Source organism: Sulfitobacter undariae (assembly GCF_014196805.1).
GTDB lineage: Bacteria > Pseudomonadota > Alphaproteobacteria > Rhodobacterales > Rhodobacteraceae > Sulfitobacter > Sulfitobacter undariae.
In genome coordinates this window covers 285,963-298,293 of the sequence record NZ_JACIEI010000002.1, presented here as the reverse complement: position 1 = coordinate 298,293, position 12,331 = coordinate 285,963, and the positions used below count along the sequence as shown (strand labels likewise).

The window sequence follows — 12,331 nt, the reverse complement described above, 5'->3', positions numbered from 1 at the left end:
GGGCGCCCAATGCGGGCGCCTCTTCTTAGCAGGCTTTGGTCTATCCTGAAGCCTGTGCTTAGCACCTTGGCAAGCATTGCAATCACGCTACTAGGTTTGCTGTTTGTCACCTTTATCATCGGTCGCATCATGCCGATTGATCCCGTTCTTTCCATTGTGGGGGAACGCGCGTCAAAAGAAACCTATGATGCCGTGTATCTACAGATGGGGCTGGATAAGCCGCTGTTGATGCAGTTTCTTTATTATTTATGGGATGTGATCCATCTCGACTTTGGCACATCATTGCTGACGTCGCGCCCTGTCGCTGATGACATTGCCCGCGTCTTTCCCGCCACGCTTGAGCTTGCCACCATCGGGATCATCTTTGGGATTGTTCTGGGCGTGCCGCTGGGTGTTCTTGCCGCTGTGAACAAAGGCAAATGGATCGACCAGATTGCACGGGTCATTGCCTTGGTCGGGTATTCTATGCCGATTTTCTGGCTGGGCCTGATCGGGTTGCTGATTTTCTATGGGATACTCGGATGGGTCGGCGGACCGGGCCGTGTTGGTATCTTTTACGTCGATGTTGTGCCCAGTGTGACAGGTCTCATCCTTGTTGATGCTTTGCTGGACGGCAATTGGGACGTGTTCAAAAGCGCCTTTAGCCACATCGTTTTGCCGGCCTCGCTGCTGGGATATTATTCACTGGCTTATATCAGCCGAATGACACGGTCCTTCATGCTGGAACAACTCAGCGCGGAATATGTGACCACAGCACGTGTCAAAGGCATGTCCGAATGGGATGTCGTGTGGAAGCACGCTTTCAAAAACATCCGCGTGCAACTGATCACAGTCATCGCGCTCAGCTATGCGGGTTTGCTGGAAGGATCGGTTTTGACCGAGATCATCTTTAGCTGGCCCGGGATCGGCAGCTATATCACAACTGCGCTGCTTAGCGCGGATATGAACGCCGTCATGGGCGGCACGGTTGTTGTCGGGCTGATCTTTATCCTACTCAATATCTTCTCAGATCTTCTCTACAAGATCTTTGACCCCCGAGCGAAATAGAAGGGCGGTTCAGTTATGTCTGATACACAAACGCTACGCGAGTGGCTTCTTACCGAGACTCCAACATCACGACGGCACGCAAAAATTTCCGCCTTTTACCAAGGCTGGCTCACCCTGCGCTCAAACACGATGGCCATGATCGGGCTGGGCATATTGGTGCTGATGCTCTTTGTCGCGGCGGCTGCCCCTCTGCTTGCTCCCCATGACCCGTTTGTGCAGGACTTGGGCAATCGCCTTGCCCCGCTGGGGACCGAGGGCCATGTGTTTGGCACCGACAGCCTTGGCCGTGATATCCTGTCCCGCCTGATCTACGGATCGCGCATTACGCTTTATATCGTTGCTTTGGTCGCGCTCATCGCGCCTATTGCGGGACTGCTTGTCGGGACCGTATCGGGATATGTTGGCGGCTGGACGGATGCCGTTTTGATGCGGATCACCGACATTTTCCTTGCCTTCCCACGTTTGATTCTGGCCTTGGCCTTTGTCGCCGCCTTGGGTGCGGGGATTGAGAACGCGGTGCTCGCAATCTCACTGACCGCATGGCCCCCCTATGCACGGATTTCACGTGCGGAAACCCTGACAATCCGCTCTTCCGACTATATCAGCGCCATCCAACTGCAAGGTGCAGGTGCCTTTCGGATTATCACCAAACACATCTGGCCCCTGTGCATTTCCTCACTGATCGTACGCGTCACACTCGACATGGCGGGTATCATTCTCGCCGCGGCTGGCCTTGGTTTTCTGGGACTTGGCGCACAGCCCCCCAGCCCTGAATGGGGTGCCATGATTTCTGAAGGACGTCGGTTTATTCTGGATTACTGGTGGGTGGCCACGGTTCCCGGACTTGCCATTTTCACCGTTTCGCTGGCCTTCAATCTGTTGGGCGACGGGCTGCGCGATGTCCTTGATCCAAAGGCGGGTGAATGATGAATAACCTACTTGATGTCGAAAACCTCTGGGTGAAATTCCCCAACCGCAATGGCGTCTTTGACGCTGTGCGGGGCGTGTCCTTTACCCTCGGGCGCGAGCGCTTGGGGATTGTTGGCGAAAGCGGGTCAGGTAAATCCATGACAGGACGCGCCATTTTGCGACTTATCCGCAAACCCGGTATTGTCGAAGCAGATCACATCAAACTGGATGGCGTTGATTTGCTTGGCAAAACCGAAAAAGAAATGCGCGCCGTGCGGGGGCAGCGGATCAGCATGGTCATGCAAGACCCCAAATTCTCGCTCAATCCGGTGATCACCATCGGCGATCAGATCATCGAAGCCTACCGCTTGCATAATTCAGCAAGCAAAGCAGATGCTTATCGCAAATCAGTGGAGATGCTTGAAGCCGTTTCAATCAACGACCCGGAACGCGTGATGCGCGCTTATCCGCACGAAATGTCTGGCGGCATGGGACAACGTATCATGATCGCCATGATGCTGATCCCAAACCCTGAAATCCTAATCGCGGATGAACCGACCTCGGCCTTGGATGTGTCTGTTCAACGACAGGTACTGGATATTATGGACAAGCTTGTAAAAGAGCGCGGCATGGGCCTGATCTTTATCAGCCATGACCTGAACCTTGTTGCCGACTTTTGTGACCGCGTGTTGATCATGTATGCGGGCCGTGTGGTTGAAGTCTGTGATGCTAAAAACCTGCATGAAGCCAAGCACCCCTACACCAGAGGGCTTTTGAATTCCCTGCCCCGTCTGGACGAGCCAAGCAAACGGCTTGAAGTATTACAGCGCGACCCAGAGTGGTCAAAAGCGCCAAGCGTGAGTGGTCGGGTATGAGCATGTTAGACGTAGATGGCCTGAACGTATGGTTCGGAAAACACCTCGAACGGGTGGACGCTGTAAAAGGCGCGACATTCCAAGTGGCACGCGGCGAAAGCTTTGGCCTTGTCGGCGAAAGCGGCTCGGGGAAATCCACGATCCTGCGTGCGATCACAGGACTGGCCCCTGATTGGTCTGGCACCCTTAGCATTGAGGGCCAGCCCATCGCCAAAAAACGCCCAAAGACATTCTTTAAACAAGTGCAAATGGTGTTCCAAGACCCATACGCCTCCCTACACCCCCGCCATTCTGTCGATCAGGTATTGGGCGAAACACTACATCTGCATGGTTTTCAAGACATCGACACTCGGGTGGTGAAACTGCTGGATGATGTCGGCCTTGGCCAGAAATTCCGGTTTCGCTATCCGCATCAACTCTCTGGTGGTCAACGCCAGCGCGTCGCCATTGCACGCGCCCTTGCGCCAGAACCAGAGCTGCTTTTGCTGGATGAACCGACCTCGGCACTGGATGTTTCAGTGCAGGCCGAAATCCTCAATCTGCTCACCGATTTGCGTGCCGACCGTGGCCTGACCTATTTGATGGTCTCGCATGACCTATCGGTGGTCGCGCATATGTGTGACCGTCTTGCCGTTATGAAAAGTGGTGACATCGTCGAAATCATGAGCGTAGACGCCCTGCGCGCCATGAACGCAACGCACCCCTACACCCAACAGCTCTTCAAGGCATCGCTGTAGCAGCGCTATTGCTCTTCAATTTATGGGAATCTCCATAGATTGAGGGGCACACTACTTGGCCGCTTTCCATTCAACCGGCGTCACGTAAACAATGCCTTCGTCAACACTCACCATCACACTGCCGTCTTGAATGTTGACCTGTAGCTTCATTGAGCGGCTTGCCAGTTTTTCCAGTTCGTGAGTGTCGGTCTCTGAAAAATTCACAACCTGAAGGTTGTCAAAACGGGTCGTGCTGTTCTTGATTTTGTCCCACCACATCTCTGCCGTGTTGCCGCCATAGCAATAGACAATCACTTTGTCAGCTTTACCGCAGGATTGACGCACCACCTTCTCACTCGGCAGCCCCAGAGCCACCCATAGCTCCAGCTCACCACTGAGACTTTTCTGCCAGATGTCTGGCTCTTCATCCGTAGAGAGCCCTTTGGTAAGCTCTAATTGCTCATTGGCATTCAGTGCAAAAGCAAGAAGGCGCACCATTAACCGTTCGTCGGTCTCTGACGGGTGTTTGGCAACCGTCAGCTTGTGGGTCTCATAATAGTGACGGTCCATATCGGAAACGGACAGTTCAACTTTGTAGATGGTGGATTTCTGCGCCATGATATGTACCTGAATAACAAAGACTGCGATGGTTAATGCGTCTGGTTACTTTGTAAAAGCCTATAACGTATACTCTTTGCACAAAGGCCGCAGACCTCGGTACAATTATGCTGGAAAACATGGCCTCTTTTAACCGCTGTAAATACCATGCAGTTCCATTATCCCCTCACCTAGTGATTTTCTCTTTCCCTGAAAGCGATTCCCGTCTATACGCGCGACTTCACGTGGAACGACAGCCTTGGAGGCGTTCCACCCTTATATTATGGAGAATTATTATGGCCGGACAGATCCCAGATCTCGAAGTTCAAGCACGTACGGGGACAGGCAAGGGCGCCGCTCGTCAAGCACGCCGCGACGGCTTGGTACCAGGTATTGTTTTTGGTGGTGACGTTGACCCGCTGCCGATCCAACTGGATTTCAACAAGCTGCTGACAATGTTGCGCAAAGGCCGCTTTAAAGCGACTTTGTTCAACCTGAAAGTCGAAGGCCACGATGACGTTCGCGTTATCTGCCGCGATGTACAGCGCCACGTTGTAAAAGACCTGCCAACGCACGTCGATTTCATGCGTCTGAAGCGTACAACAAAAATCAACTTGTTCATCAACGTCGAAGTGACAGGTGAAGAAGAGTGCCCAGGCCTGAAAAAAGGCGGTACGCTGAACCTCGTACGTCCTGAGGTTGAGCTGGTTGTAACTGCGGCTGACATTCCTGAAAGCCTCGTTATCGACATCTCCGCACTGGAAATCGGTGATAACCTGACAATTTCCGACGTGAAACTGCCAGCAGGCGCCAAGCCTGTCATCGACCGCGACTTTGTTATCGCACAGGTTTCCGCACCATCCGGTCTGGTTGCCGCTGACGATGAAGAAGAAGGCGAAGAAGCCGCAGCAGCAGAGGGCGGCGAAGAGTAATCTTCACTGACTTTGTAGCGTATTTGAACGGGGTCACCTTTGGGCGGCCCCGTTTTTCTTTGTGCATCACGAATCTGCCGCATATATTTAGCCTATGAAACGCCCTTCTCCACCGCGCGGCATTGGCCAGACGCTTGCCCGTGTGCAAGGAAACGCCATTACTTGGCTGGCGGTACTTTTACCTCTATCTTTGGCCAGCATCTTTGGCATTTTGTATTTCGTCCGTGAAATCCGTGGGGCGTCCCGTTTGCTGGGCTTACCCCAGTCCAGTGCCGAAGCTGTTTTGGTTGATCTATGCGTGGCGTCCTTGCCTGTGATCGTTGTGATCGCCGTCTATCTGCGGCAGATCAAACAGGCTCGTACCCGCCTACGCACCGTATTTCTAGCCGCACATGAGGGCCAGTTACTTGTACAACTGCCCGCCTTCCCCTCGCTTGTGTACCAACGAAGCGCGGATCGGCTCTTACTTGCCTGAAACGCCACTGCGCCCGTTGGACCGTGACCGATTTGCCGCCACTGGCCCCCCCTAGCTGCTGGACGCTCCGCTGCCTGCGCCATATGATGCGCCCAAGCAGCGGAGAAGCACCATGAAACTGATCGTTGGCCTTGGAAATCCGGGCAGCAAATACGCGAAGAACCGTCATAACATCGGCTTTATGGCGGTTGAACAAATGGCTGCAGATCATGGTTTTCCTGCGTGGAAAGCCAAACACCAAGGCACCCTGACCGAGGGGCGTTTTGGCTCTACCCGCGCGGTATTGCTAAAACCCGAAACCTTTATGAATAAATCCGGTGATAGCGTCGCTGCGGCGATGCGGTTTTACAAGCTGGAGCCAGAAGATGTGATCGTCCTGCATGATGAATTGGACCTCGCCCCCGGTAAGGTGAAGTTCAAGATCGGCGGCGGTCATGCAGGGCACAATGGCCTGCGCTCAATCCACAGCCATTTGGGGCCGGAATACGGGCGTGTGCGCTTGGGCATCGGCCACCCCGGTCATAAGGACCGTGTAGCGAATTATGTGCTGGGCGATTTTGCCAAAGCCGAGGCAGATTGGCTAGATGATGTGATGCGGGGCCTCTCAGACGGGGCGCCATATCTGGCACTAGGGGATGGCGCCAAGTTCATGAATGCCGTCAGCCTGCGCACCGCCCCTGCCCGCCCCTCGACTGGCACCAAAGGGCCAGCCAAAGCACCGACCAGCCCAGCAGCTAAATCCCCCACTAAAACACCCAATGTTGAGCAGCCAAAGGTAAGTGATGAGCGTAGCGCGATGCAAAAATTGATGGACCGCTTCAAGTGAGCCTGCCTGAAGCCCTGCGTCATCAGGCAAAGGCCTGTGCCAATCTGGGCAGCCCGTTTATGGCGCAGCTACTGTCGGTGCTGGCAGAAAACTGGCCCCAAAACAGCGCCTTGGCACATAAATTTTCCGCCTTTGAGGGCAATATCGGGCCTGCGGGGCATTCCTTGCCACTGCGCATAGCGGGTGGGTTGCATGCACTGGTGTTGACCCAGCGTGATGCGGGGCTGATTGCCACCTATCCCCCGCACCGCCCCACCGATACCGCCCTACGCGATGCGGTTTTGGCGGCGCTTGAAACCCACCAAGATTTTCTGCTGGAATGGACCAACAGTCCACCGCAAACCAACGAAGTGCGCCGTTCAGCCGTTTTGATCGCGGGTGCGCAAGTGGCTGTCACGCATTTTGACCTGCCTGTACACCTGAGCGAACTAGGTGCCAGTGGCGGGTTGAATTTGATGTGGGATCATTACGCTCTTGAGGTGATGGATCAGCGCTTTGGCCCTGACAAGGCCGCGTTGACACTTGCACCCAAATGGACGGGGAAGGCTCCCCCCGCCAAGACTGTGCACATAGTTGACCGCTCTGGTGCCGATTTGAATCCGCTAGACCCGCAAGATGAAACTGACCTCTTACGTCTCACTGCCTATCTTTGGGCCGATCAACCCGATCGCCTTGCCCTGACACGCGCTGCTGCATCGGTGATGACGGCCCAGATTGATAAATCCGACGCGATTGACTGGCTGGCCACCCGTTTGGCCACCGCGCCACAAGGGCAATTGCATCTGATCCAGCATTCAGTCGCATGGCAATATTTCCCCGAAGAGGTACAAGCCAGAGGCACTGCATTGATCGAAGCCGCAGGGGCGCAAGCCACCGCTGACCGCCCGCTGGCGTGGCTCTCGATGGAGAGTGACGGCGATGCGACGGGTGGCAAAGGCGCTGCAATCACCTTGCGGCTTTGGCCCGGAGATATCACGCTGGCCTTGGGGCGTGCGGATTTTCATGGTCGGTGGGTCGACTGGCACTATGATGTAGCGCAGACAGGCTGAACTTCTGCTGGTCTGTCATTGGCCGCCGTGATTGACTGGGCCAAACGTCAAGGGAGTTGATAACATGGGTACATTCGGCAAGTCGGTTTTGCGCATCCTAGTGATGCTTGTTCTGGCCGCAGTTGTTGTTGGCCTATGGCAACGTGAACAAATCACACGGCTGCTCGCCGTCAATTCATTGTTCTCCGAAGATAAAATTGTGAATAATTTTTCGCATATGGATGCCGCGTTTCTGACAACTCCTGTCTCGCGTGGCACGGGTCCAACCAGCGAGTTGGCTTATGGCGCAGATGCGACCCTACCTGCGGAGGTAGCCGACTGGGTGACAGCCCGTAATGTTACCGCGCTGGTCGTGCTAAAAGACGGCGATATCGTACATGAGAGCTATTACAAAGGCACCGCGCCCGATGATCTGCGGATTTCTTGGTCAGTCGCCAAAAGCTACCTCTCCGCACTGATCGGTGTGCTTTTGGAGGAAGGCGTTATTGCTTCTATCGACGATCCGGTCACCCAATACGCACCGGCGTTGATCGGGGGTGCTTATGATGGTGCAAGCATCCGCAACGTATTAAACATGGCCAGCGGCGTGGTGTTTGACGAAGATTATCTGGACAGCAAATCCGACATCAACAAAATGGGCCGTGTGCTGGCACTGGGTGGTAGCATGGACGATTTCGCGGCCAGCATGACCCAAACCTTCACACCAGCGGGGACGCAGTGGCAATATGTATCAATTGATACACATGTACTGTCCATGGTTGTGCGCGGCGCAATAGATCGCCCGATTGCCGAGCTGTTAAGTGAAAAAATCATCGCCCCGATGGGATTGGAGCAAGAACCCTATTACCTGACCGACGGCTTTGGCACTGCCTTTGTGCTGGGCGGGCTAAACGTCACAACCCGCGATTATGCCCGCATGGGGCAGATGTTCTTGCAGCGCGGCATGTACAACGGCCAACAGATTGTGCCTGCGGCTTGGGTTGATGCCTCTACGATCGCCTCCGCCCCTACGGCTGAACAGCAGATCGGATATGGGTATCAATGGTGGGTCCCGCAGGGCGCTGTTGCGGGTGAATTTATGGCACGTGGCATCTATGGCCAGTACATCTATATCAACCGCGCCCGTGGCATCGTGATTGCCACCAATGCAGCGGATCGAAAATTCCGTGAACCCGGTGTATCGGACCAGAACGTGGCCCTTTTTCGCGCCATCGCAAATAGCATTTAAGGAGCCCGCCATGGAACCAGAAGAAAGCATCAATGTGGTCGGCGGTGTGCTGGCCTTATGTGGCACGGATCCGGTCACAGGATTTTACCGCGACGGATCGTGCAACACCTGCGCCGCAGACCAAGGCAACCATACGGTTTGTGCCGTAATGACCGCCGAATTTCTGGCCTTTTCAAAATACGTTGGGAATGATCTGAGCACCCCCAACCCTGCCTTCGGCTTTGACGGGCTGAAAGCAGGGGATACATGGTGCCTCTGCGCCCTGCGGTTCCTGCAAGCCGCAGATGAAGGCTGTGCGCCACTGGTGCATCTGGCAGCCACCCACAAGCGCGCATTGGATGTGGTGCCGCTTGCCATCCTACAGGCCCATGCAGCGGGGAAAAGCCAATGAAACGGGTACTCATCATCTGCGTCTCGGCGTTGCTTGCAAGTGGCGCGTCGGCGCAGGAAATAAGACCACAAGAGCAGGCCAGACTGGACCGCTATGAACGCACAGCAGGCACTGCCCTGCTGGAAGCCATGGCCGGTGGGGGCGCCGCAGATGTTGCAGCCCTAACCACAGCCTTGTCAGGTACACCACAGGTCGCCTTTGACCCGTCCCTGAGCGGCGACTGGAACTGTCGCACGTTGAAACTAGGCGGATCACCGCAACTGGTGGTCTATAGCAATTTCAAATGCAGCATGGCGTTAGACATCACCGGCATCACCTTTCAAAAGCTGACAGGATCACAGCGTACCTCTGGTCGCATCGAAATGCGGAATGGGCGGGCGGTCTATCTGGGGGTTGGATATGTCTCGAGCGAGCAACCCCAAAGCTATGGAGATTTGGCACCTGATTTTGAGGGGACAGGCACCATATCACCCGACGTGGCGGTGTTTGAGCGGATATCAGACACCCGCGCCCGCCTGTTGTTCCCTGCGCCCCTGTTAGAGAGCGATTTTGATATTCTGGAACTGACCCGCTAAGGCCGCATGGCAGGGGCGTAGCGCCCCTGCCCGCGATGATATTAAGCGAATTCGCCCATCTCAAAACCCAACGCACGCGCGACGGTAAAGATGTCTTTGTCGCCGCGGCCACACATGTTCATGCAAATGATGTGATCTTTGGGCAAGGTCGGCGCGATCTTGATCACATGGGCCAACGCATGAGACGGCTCAAGCGCGGGAATGATCCCTTCCAGCTCACAACATTTCTGGAACGCCGCCAGTGCTTCGACATCGGTGATCGCAACATATTTGGCGCGGCCAATCTCATGCAGCCATGCGTGTTCTGGCCCGATACCGGGGTAATCAAGACCCGCAGAGATGGAAAAGCCTTCGAGGATTTGGCCATCATCGTCTTGCAGCAAATAGGTGCGGTTGCCATGCAATACACCGGGGCGGCCGCCAGTCAGAGAGGCGCAATGCTCCATCTTGGCCGTCACACCTTTGCCGCCCGCCTCAACACCGATGATGTTCACCGCTTTGTCGTCAAGGAACGGAAAGAACAGACCCATTGCGTTAGAGCCGCCACCGATCGCTGCCACCAGCGTGTCAGGCAAACGGCCTTCGGCGCGTTCCATCTGGGTGCGGACTTCTTTGCCGATGATCGCTTGGAAATCGCGCACCATGGCGGGATACGGGTGCGGGCCTGCCACTGTCCCGATGCAATAGAAGGTATCGCGCACATTGGTCACCCAGTCGCGCATTGCATCGTTCATCGCATCCTTGAGCGTACCACGGCCTGACGTGACAGGGATAATCTCTGCGCCCAGCAGGCGCATGCGGAAAACGTTAGGGGCCTGACGCTCAACATCGTGGGCGCCCATATAGACCACACATTTCAGGCCGAACTTTGCACAGACAGTTGCCGTGGCAACACCGTGCTGGCCTGCGCCTGTTTCAGCGATGATGCGCTTTTTACCCATGCGGCGGGCAAGGATGATCTGGCCCAACACGTTGTTGATTTTATGCGCGCCTGTGTGGTTCAGCTCGTCACGCTTCATATAGATTTTAGCGCCACCAAGTTCTTCGGTCAGGCGTTCAGCGTGGTAAAGTGGGCTGGGGCGACCAACGTAATGTTCCCACAGGTCATCCATCTCGGCCCAGAAGCTCGCATCGGTTTTGGCTTTTTCGTACTCGTCCTGCAACTCAAGGATCAGTGGCATCAGGGTTTCAGAAACGAAACGCCCACCAAAATCACCAAAACGGCCATTTTCGTCAGGGCCGGTCATAAAGCTGTTCAAAAGATCGTCTGCCATTGCGCGTGTGCCTCTCGGATAAAGTTGGGTTCAGCAGTATCGCCCCTGCGGCCAATGGTAAAGATCGTCTATGTCAGGCGTCGCGTGCAGCCTGAATAAAGGTACGGATCAGCGCAGGGTCTTTGACACCCGGGCTGCTCTCTACACCTGACGACAAATCAATCTGCTGTGCGCCCGTGCGTTTGATCGCCTCGGCCACATTTTGCGGGGTCAGCCCCCCTGCCAGCATCCATGGACAGCGCCAGACACGGCGCGACAGCAGGTTCCAATCAAAGGTCAGGCCATTACCGCCGGGCAGATCGCTGCCTTTGGGCTTTTTGGTATCAACCAAGATTTGATCCGCGACCCCAGAATAAAGATCAAGCTGGGCAAGATCGGCGCGTTCAGCCACGCCGATGGCCTTCATTACAGGCAAGCCATAACGCGCTTTCACTTCCGCCACACGCTCTACCGATTCGCTGCCGTGCAGTTGCAACATATCCAGCGGCACAGCCGCCGTCAGCGCATCCAAGAAGGCATCATCGGCGTTGACCGTCAGGGCGACCTTGCACAGACCTATGGGAGCCTGTGCGGCCAGAACGGCGGCATCTGACATCTCAATGTTTCTGGGCGATTTCGGAAAAAACACAAACCCAACATAGCGCGCGCCAGCCTCGGCTGCCGCGGCAATGTCTGCGTGAGTGCGCAATCCGCATATCTTAACTGCAATGTCGCTTGGCATGTTGCTAACTTAACTTGCTTTTTCCAGCAGCGCCAAAGCTTCGTCTTTGCCCTGATGTTTCTCTGCTTTCAGCTTTTCGATCTCACGTTGCAAGCGGCGCATTTCGCGTGCTTGTTTGGCGGCTTCCGCACGCTCGCCGTATTCGCGAATCCACTCCCAGACAAAACCCACCAGAAGTCCCGCCAAAATGCTGCCCAGAATGACAACAAACAGTGGCAGCTGGATGGAAGGATTCATCGCAAACAGGCCCGACAATTCTGTCGGAAGCACTTGCAAAGACACCAACCCACGGTTTGCCAAAGCAACAGAGATTAAGGCCACCGCGAAGATGGCGATGCATAGATAGCGGACGTAGCGCATTAGGTATTCCCGTTTAGCCGATCACGGAGCAATTTCCCCGTTTTGAAGAACGGTACATGTTTTTCTTCGACATTGACAGTCTCACCAGTGCGCGGATTGCGGCCAACACGGGCATCGCGCTTCTTGACTGAAAAGGCGCCAAAACCGCGCAGCTCAACACGGTCGCCCCGCGCCATGGCTGTCGTTATCTCATCAAATATAGTGTTCACGATACGCTCTACATCACGTTGATATAGATGTGGATTATCATCTGCGATCTTCTGGACAAGCTCTGACCGGATCATTCTTTTCTCCCCCGCATATTGCGCAACTAATTTAACACTATGGGAAACAGCCTAGCCTGCGAAACGCAATTG

Annotated in this window: 15 protein-coding genes and 1 pseudogene; 11 read left to right on the top strand and 5 right to left on the bottom strand. The window is 55.0% G+C overall.

What is annotated here, in order from left to right; genetic code table 11:
* Nucleotides 1-9 precede the first annotated feature (9 nt).
* Genes GGR95_RS04995 through GGR95_RS04980 form a run of 4 tightly spaced genes read left to right on the top strand, consistent with a single transcriptional unit; the run spans nucleotide 10 to nucleotide 3,568 of the window.
* The gene (locus GGR95_RS04995) at nucleotides 10-1,047 is read left to right on the top strand and encodes an ABC transporter permease (RefSeq protein WP_246423284.1); all 1,038 of its coding nucleotides are present in this window, start codon (nucleotides 10-12) and stop codon (nucleotides 1,045-1,047) included.
* Between the two features lie 15 nt (nucleotides 1,048-1,062).
* A complete protein-coding gene (locus tag GGR95_RS04990; protein WP_184563417.1) occupies nucleotides 1,063-1,974 on the top strand; it encodes an ABC transporter permease in 912 nt (303 codons plus the stop codon).
* Nucleotides 1,974-2,831 carry an ABC transporter ATP-binding protein gene (locus GGR95_RS04985; protein ID WP_184563714.1) on the top strand — a complete coding sequence of 286 codons (858 nt, stop codon included), beginning with the start codon at nucleotides 1,974-1,976 and terminating at the stop codon, nucleotides 2,829-2,831. Before GGR95_RS04990 ends, GGR95_RS04985 begins: the two co-directional genes overlap by 1 nt.
* Nucleotides 2,828-3,568 carry an ABC transporter ATP-binding protein gene (locus GGR95_RS04980; RefSeq protein WP_184563415.1) on the top strand — a complete coding sequence of 247 codons (741 nt, stop codon included), beginning with the start codon at nucleotides 2,828-2,830 and terminating at the stop codon, nucleotides 3,566-3,568. The genes GGR95_RS04985 and GGR95_RS04980 overlap by 4 nt, the downstream gene beginning before the upstream one ends.
* A 51-nt stretch (nucleotides 3,569-3,619) precedes the next feature.
* Here the strand turns inward: GGR95_RS04980 and GGR95_RS04975 are convergent, their stop codons facing one another.
* Nucleotides 3,620-4,165 carry a YaeQ family protein gene (locus tag GGR95_RS04975; protein WP_184563413.1) on the bottom strand — a complete coding sequence of 182 codons (546 nt, stop codon included), beginning with the start codon at nucleotides 4,163-4,165 and terminating at the stop codon, nucleotides 3,620-3,622.
* Between the two features lie 275 nt (nucleotides 4,166-4,440).
* On the opposite strand from GGR95_RS04975, the gene GGR95_RS04970 reads away from it, so the two are divergent.
* From GGR95_RS04970 to GGR95_RS04940, 7 genes are all read left to right on the top strand, one after another.
* Nucleotides 4,441-5,076, top strand: coding sequence for a 50S ribosomal protein L25/general stress protein Ctc (locus GGR95_RS04970; protein WP_184563411.1), 636 nt, complete (start codon nucleotides 4,441-4,443; stop codon nucleotides 5,074-5,076).
* A 94-nt stretch (nucleotides 5,077-5,170) separates the two neighbouring features.
* Nucleotides 5,171-5,551 (top strand): hypothetical protein, encoded by a 381-nt coding sequence (locus GGR95_RS04965; protein ID WP_184563409.1) that lies wholly within the window; start codon nucleotides 5,171-5,173, stop codon nucleotides 5,549-5,551.
* Between the two features lie 112 nt (nucleotides 5,552-5,663).
* Entirely contained in the window at nucleotides 5,664-6,377 is a 714-nt protein-coding gene (pth, locus tag GGR95_RS04960) for an aminoacyl-tRNA hydrolase (protein WP_184563407.1), read from the top strand.
* Nucleotides 6,374-7,426 carry a DUF2332 family protein gene (locus GGR95_RS04955; protein WP_184563405.1) on the top strand — a complete coding sequence of 351 codons (1,053 nt, stop codon included), beginning with the start codon at nucleotides 6,374-6,376 and terminating at the stop codon, nucleotides 7,424-7,426. The genes pth and GGR95_RS04955 overlap by 4 nt, the downstream gene beginning before the upstream one ends.
* A gap of 64 nt (nucleotides 7,427-7,490) precedes the next feature.
* Nucleotides 7,491-8,654: a serine hydrolase domain-containing protein gene (locus GGR95_RS04950; protein WP_184563403.1), complete on the top strand. Its 1,164-nt coding sequence runs from the start codon at nucleotides 7,491-7,493 to the stop codon at nucleotides 8,652-8,654.
* A gap of 10 nt (nucleotides 8,655-8,664) precedes the next feature.
* Nucleotides 8,665-9,045: a DUF2237 family protein gene (locus tag GGR95_RS04945; RefSeq protein WP_184563401.1), complete on the top strand. Its 381-nt coding sequence runs from the start codon at nucleotides 8,665-8,667 to the stop codon at nucleotides 9,043-9,045.
* Nucleotides 9,042-9,620 carry a DUF4893 domain-containing protein gene (locus GGR95_RS04940; RefSeq protein WP_184563398.1) on the top strand — a complete coding sequence of 193 codons (579 nt, stop codon included), beginning with the start codon at nucleotides 9,042-9,044 and terminating at the stop codon, nucleotides 9,618-9,620. The genes GGR95_RS04945 and GGR95_RS04940 overlap by 4 nt, the downstream gene beginning before the upstream one ends.
* A gap of 41 nt (nucleotides 9,621-9,661) precedes the next feature.
* On the opposite strand, the gene trpB is transcribed toward GGR95_RS04940, so the two are convergent.
* The 4 genes and pseudogenes from trpB to ihfB form a co-directional block, all read right to left on the bottom strand.
* Nucleotides 9,662-10,894, bottom strand: a complete 1,233-nt coding sequence (gene trpB / locus GGR95_RS04935) for a tryptophan synthase subunit beta (protein ID WP_184563396.1) — start codon at nucleotides 10,892-10,894, stop codon at nucleotides 9,662-9,664.
* A 73-nt stretch (nucleotides 10,895-10,967) separates the two neighbouring features.
* Nucleotides 10,968-11,615, bottom strand: coding sequence for a phosphoribosylanthranilate isomerase (locus GGR95_RS04930; protein WP_184563394.1), 648 nt, complete (start codon nucleotides 11,613-11,615; stop codon nucleotides 10,968-10,970).
* A gap of 9 nt (nucleotides 11,616-11,624) precedes the next feature.
* The gene (locus GGR95_RS04925; protein WP_184563392.1) at nucleotides 11,625-11,975 is read right to left on the bottom strand and encodes a lipopolysaccharide assembly protein LapA domain-containing protein; all 351 of its coding nucleotides are present in this window, start codon (nucleotides 11,973-11,975) and stop codon (nucleotides 11,625-11,627) included.
* Nucleotides 11,975-12,283 (bottom strand): annotated as a pseudogene (gene ihfB / locus GGR95_RS04920) (integration host factor subunit beta); the annotation flags it as partial. The pseudogene ihfB and the gene GGR95_RS04925, both read right to left, overlap by 1 nt.
* Nucleotides 12,284-12,331 lie beyond the last annotated feature (48 nt).

What these genes read in the sequence shown, in the direction of transcription:
- GGR95_RS04995 (WP_246423284.1), top strand. Translation starts at nt 10, where the DNA reads ATGCGGGCGCCTCTTCTTAGCAGGCTTTGGTCTATCCTGAAGCCTGTG.
- GGR95_RS04990 (WP_184563417.1), top strand. Translation starts at nt 1,063, where the DNA reads ATGTCTGATACACAAACGCTACGCGAGTGGCTTCTTACCGAGACTCCA.
- GGR95_RS04985 (WP_184563714.1), top strand. Translation starts at nt 1,974, where the DNA reads ATGAATAACCTACTTGATGTCGAAAACCTCTGGGTGAAATTCCCCAAC.
- GGR95_RS04980 (WP_184563415.1), top strand. Translation starts at nt 2,828, where the DNA reads ATGAGCATGTTAGACGTAGATGGCCTGAACGTATGGTTCGGAAAACAC.
- GGR95_RS04975 (WP_184563413.1), bottom strand. Translation starts at nt 4,165, where the DNA reads ATGGCGCAGAAATCCACCATCTACAAAGTTGAACTGTCCGTTTCCGAT.
- GGR95_RS04970 (WP_184563411.1), top strand. Translation starts at nt 4,441, where the DNA reads ATGGCCGGACAGATCCCAGATCTCGAAGTTCAAGCACGTACGGGGACA.
- GGR95_RS04965 (WP_184563409.1), top strand. Translation starts at nt 5,171, where the DNA reads ATGAAACGCCCTTCTCCACCGCGCGGCATTGGCCAGACGCTTGCCCGT.
- pth (WP_184563407.1), top strand. Translation starts at nt 5,664, where the DNA reads ATGAAACTGATCGTTGGCCTTGGAAATCCGGGCAGCAAATACGCGAAG.
- GGR95_RS04950 (WP_184563403.1), top strand. Translation starts at nt 7,491, where the DNA reads ATGGGTACATTCGGCAAGTCGGTTTTGCGCATCCTAGTGATGCTTGTT.
- GGR95_RS04945 (WP_184563401.1), top strand. Translation starts at nt 8,665, where the DNA reads ATGGAACCAGAAGAAAGCATCAATGTGGTCGGCGGTGTGCTGGCCTTA.
- GGR95_RS04940 (WP_184563398.1), top strand. Translation starts at nt 9,042, where the DNA reads ATGAAACGGGTACTCATCATCTGCGTCTCGGCGTTGCTTGCAAGTGGC.
- trpB (WP_184563396.1), bottom strand. Translation starts at nt 10,894, where the DNA reads ATGGCAGACGATCTTTTGAACAGCTTTATGACCGGCCCTGACGAAAAT.
- GGR95_RS04930 (WP_184563394.1), bottom strand. Translation starts at nt 11,615, where the DNA reads ATGCCAAGCGACATTGCAGTTAAGATATGCGGATTGCGCACTCACGCA.
- GGR95_RS04925 (WP_184563392.1), bottom strand. Translation starts at nt 11,975, where the DNA reads ATGCGCTACGTCCGCTATCTATGCATCGCCATCTTCGCGGTGGCCTTA.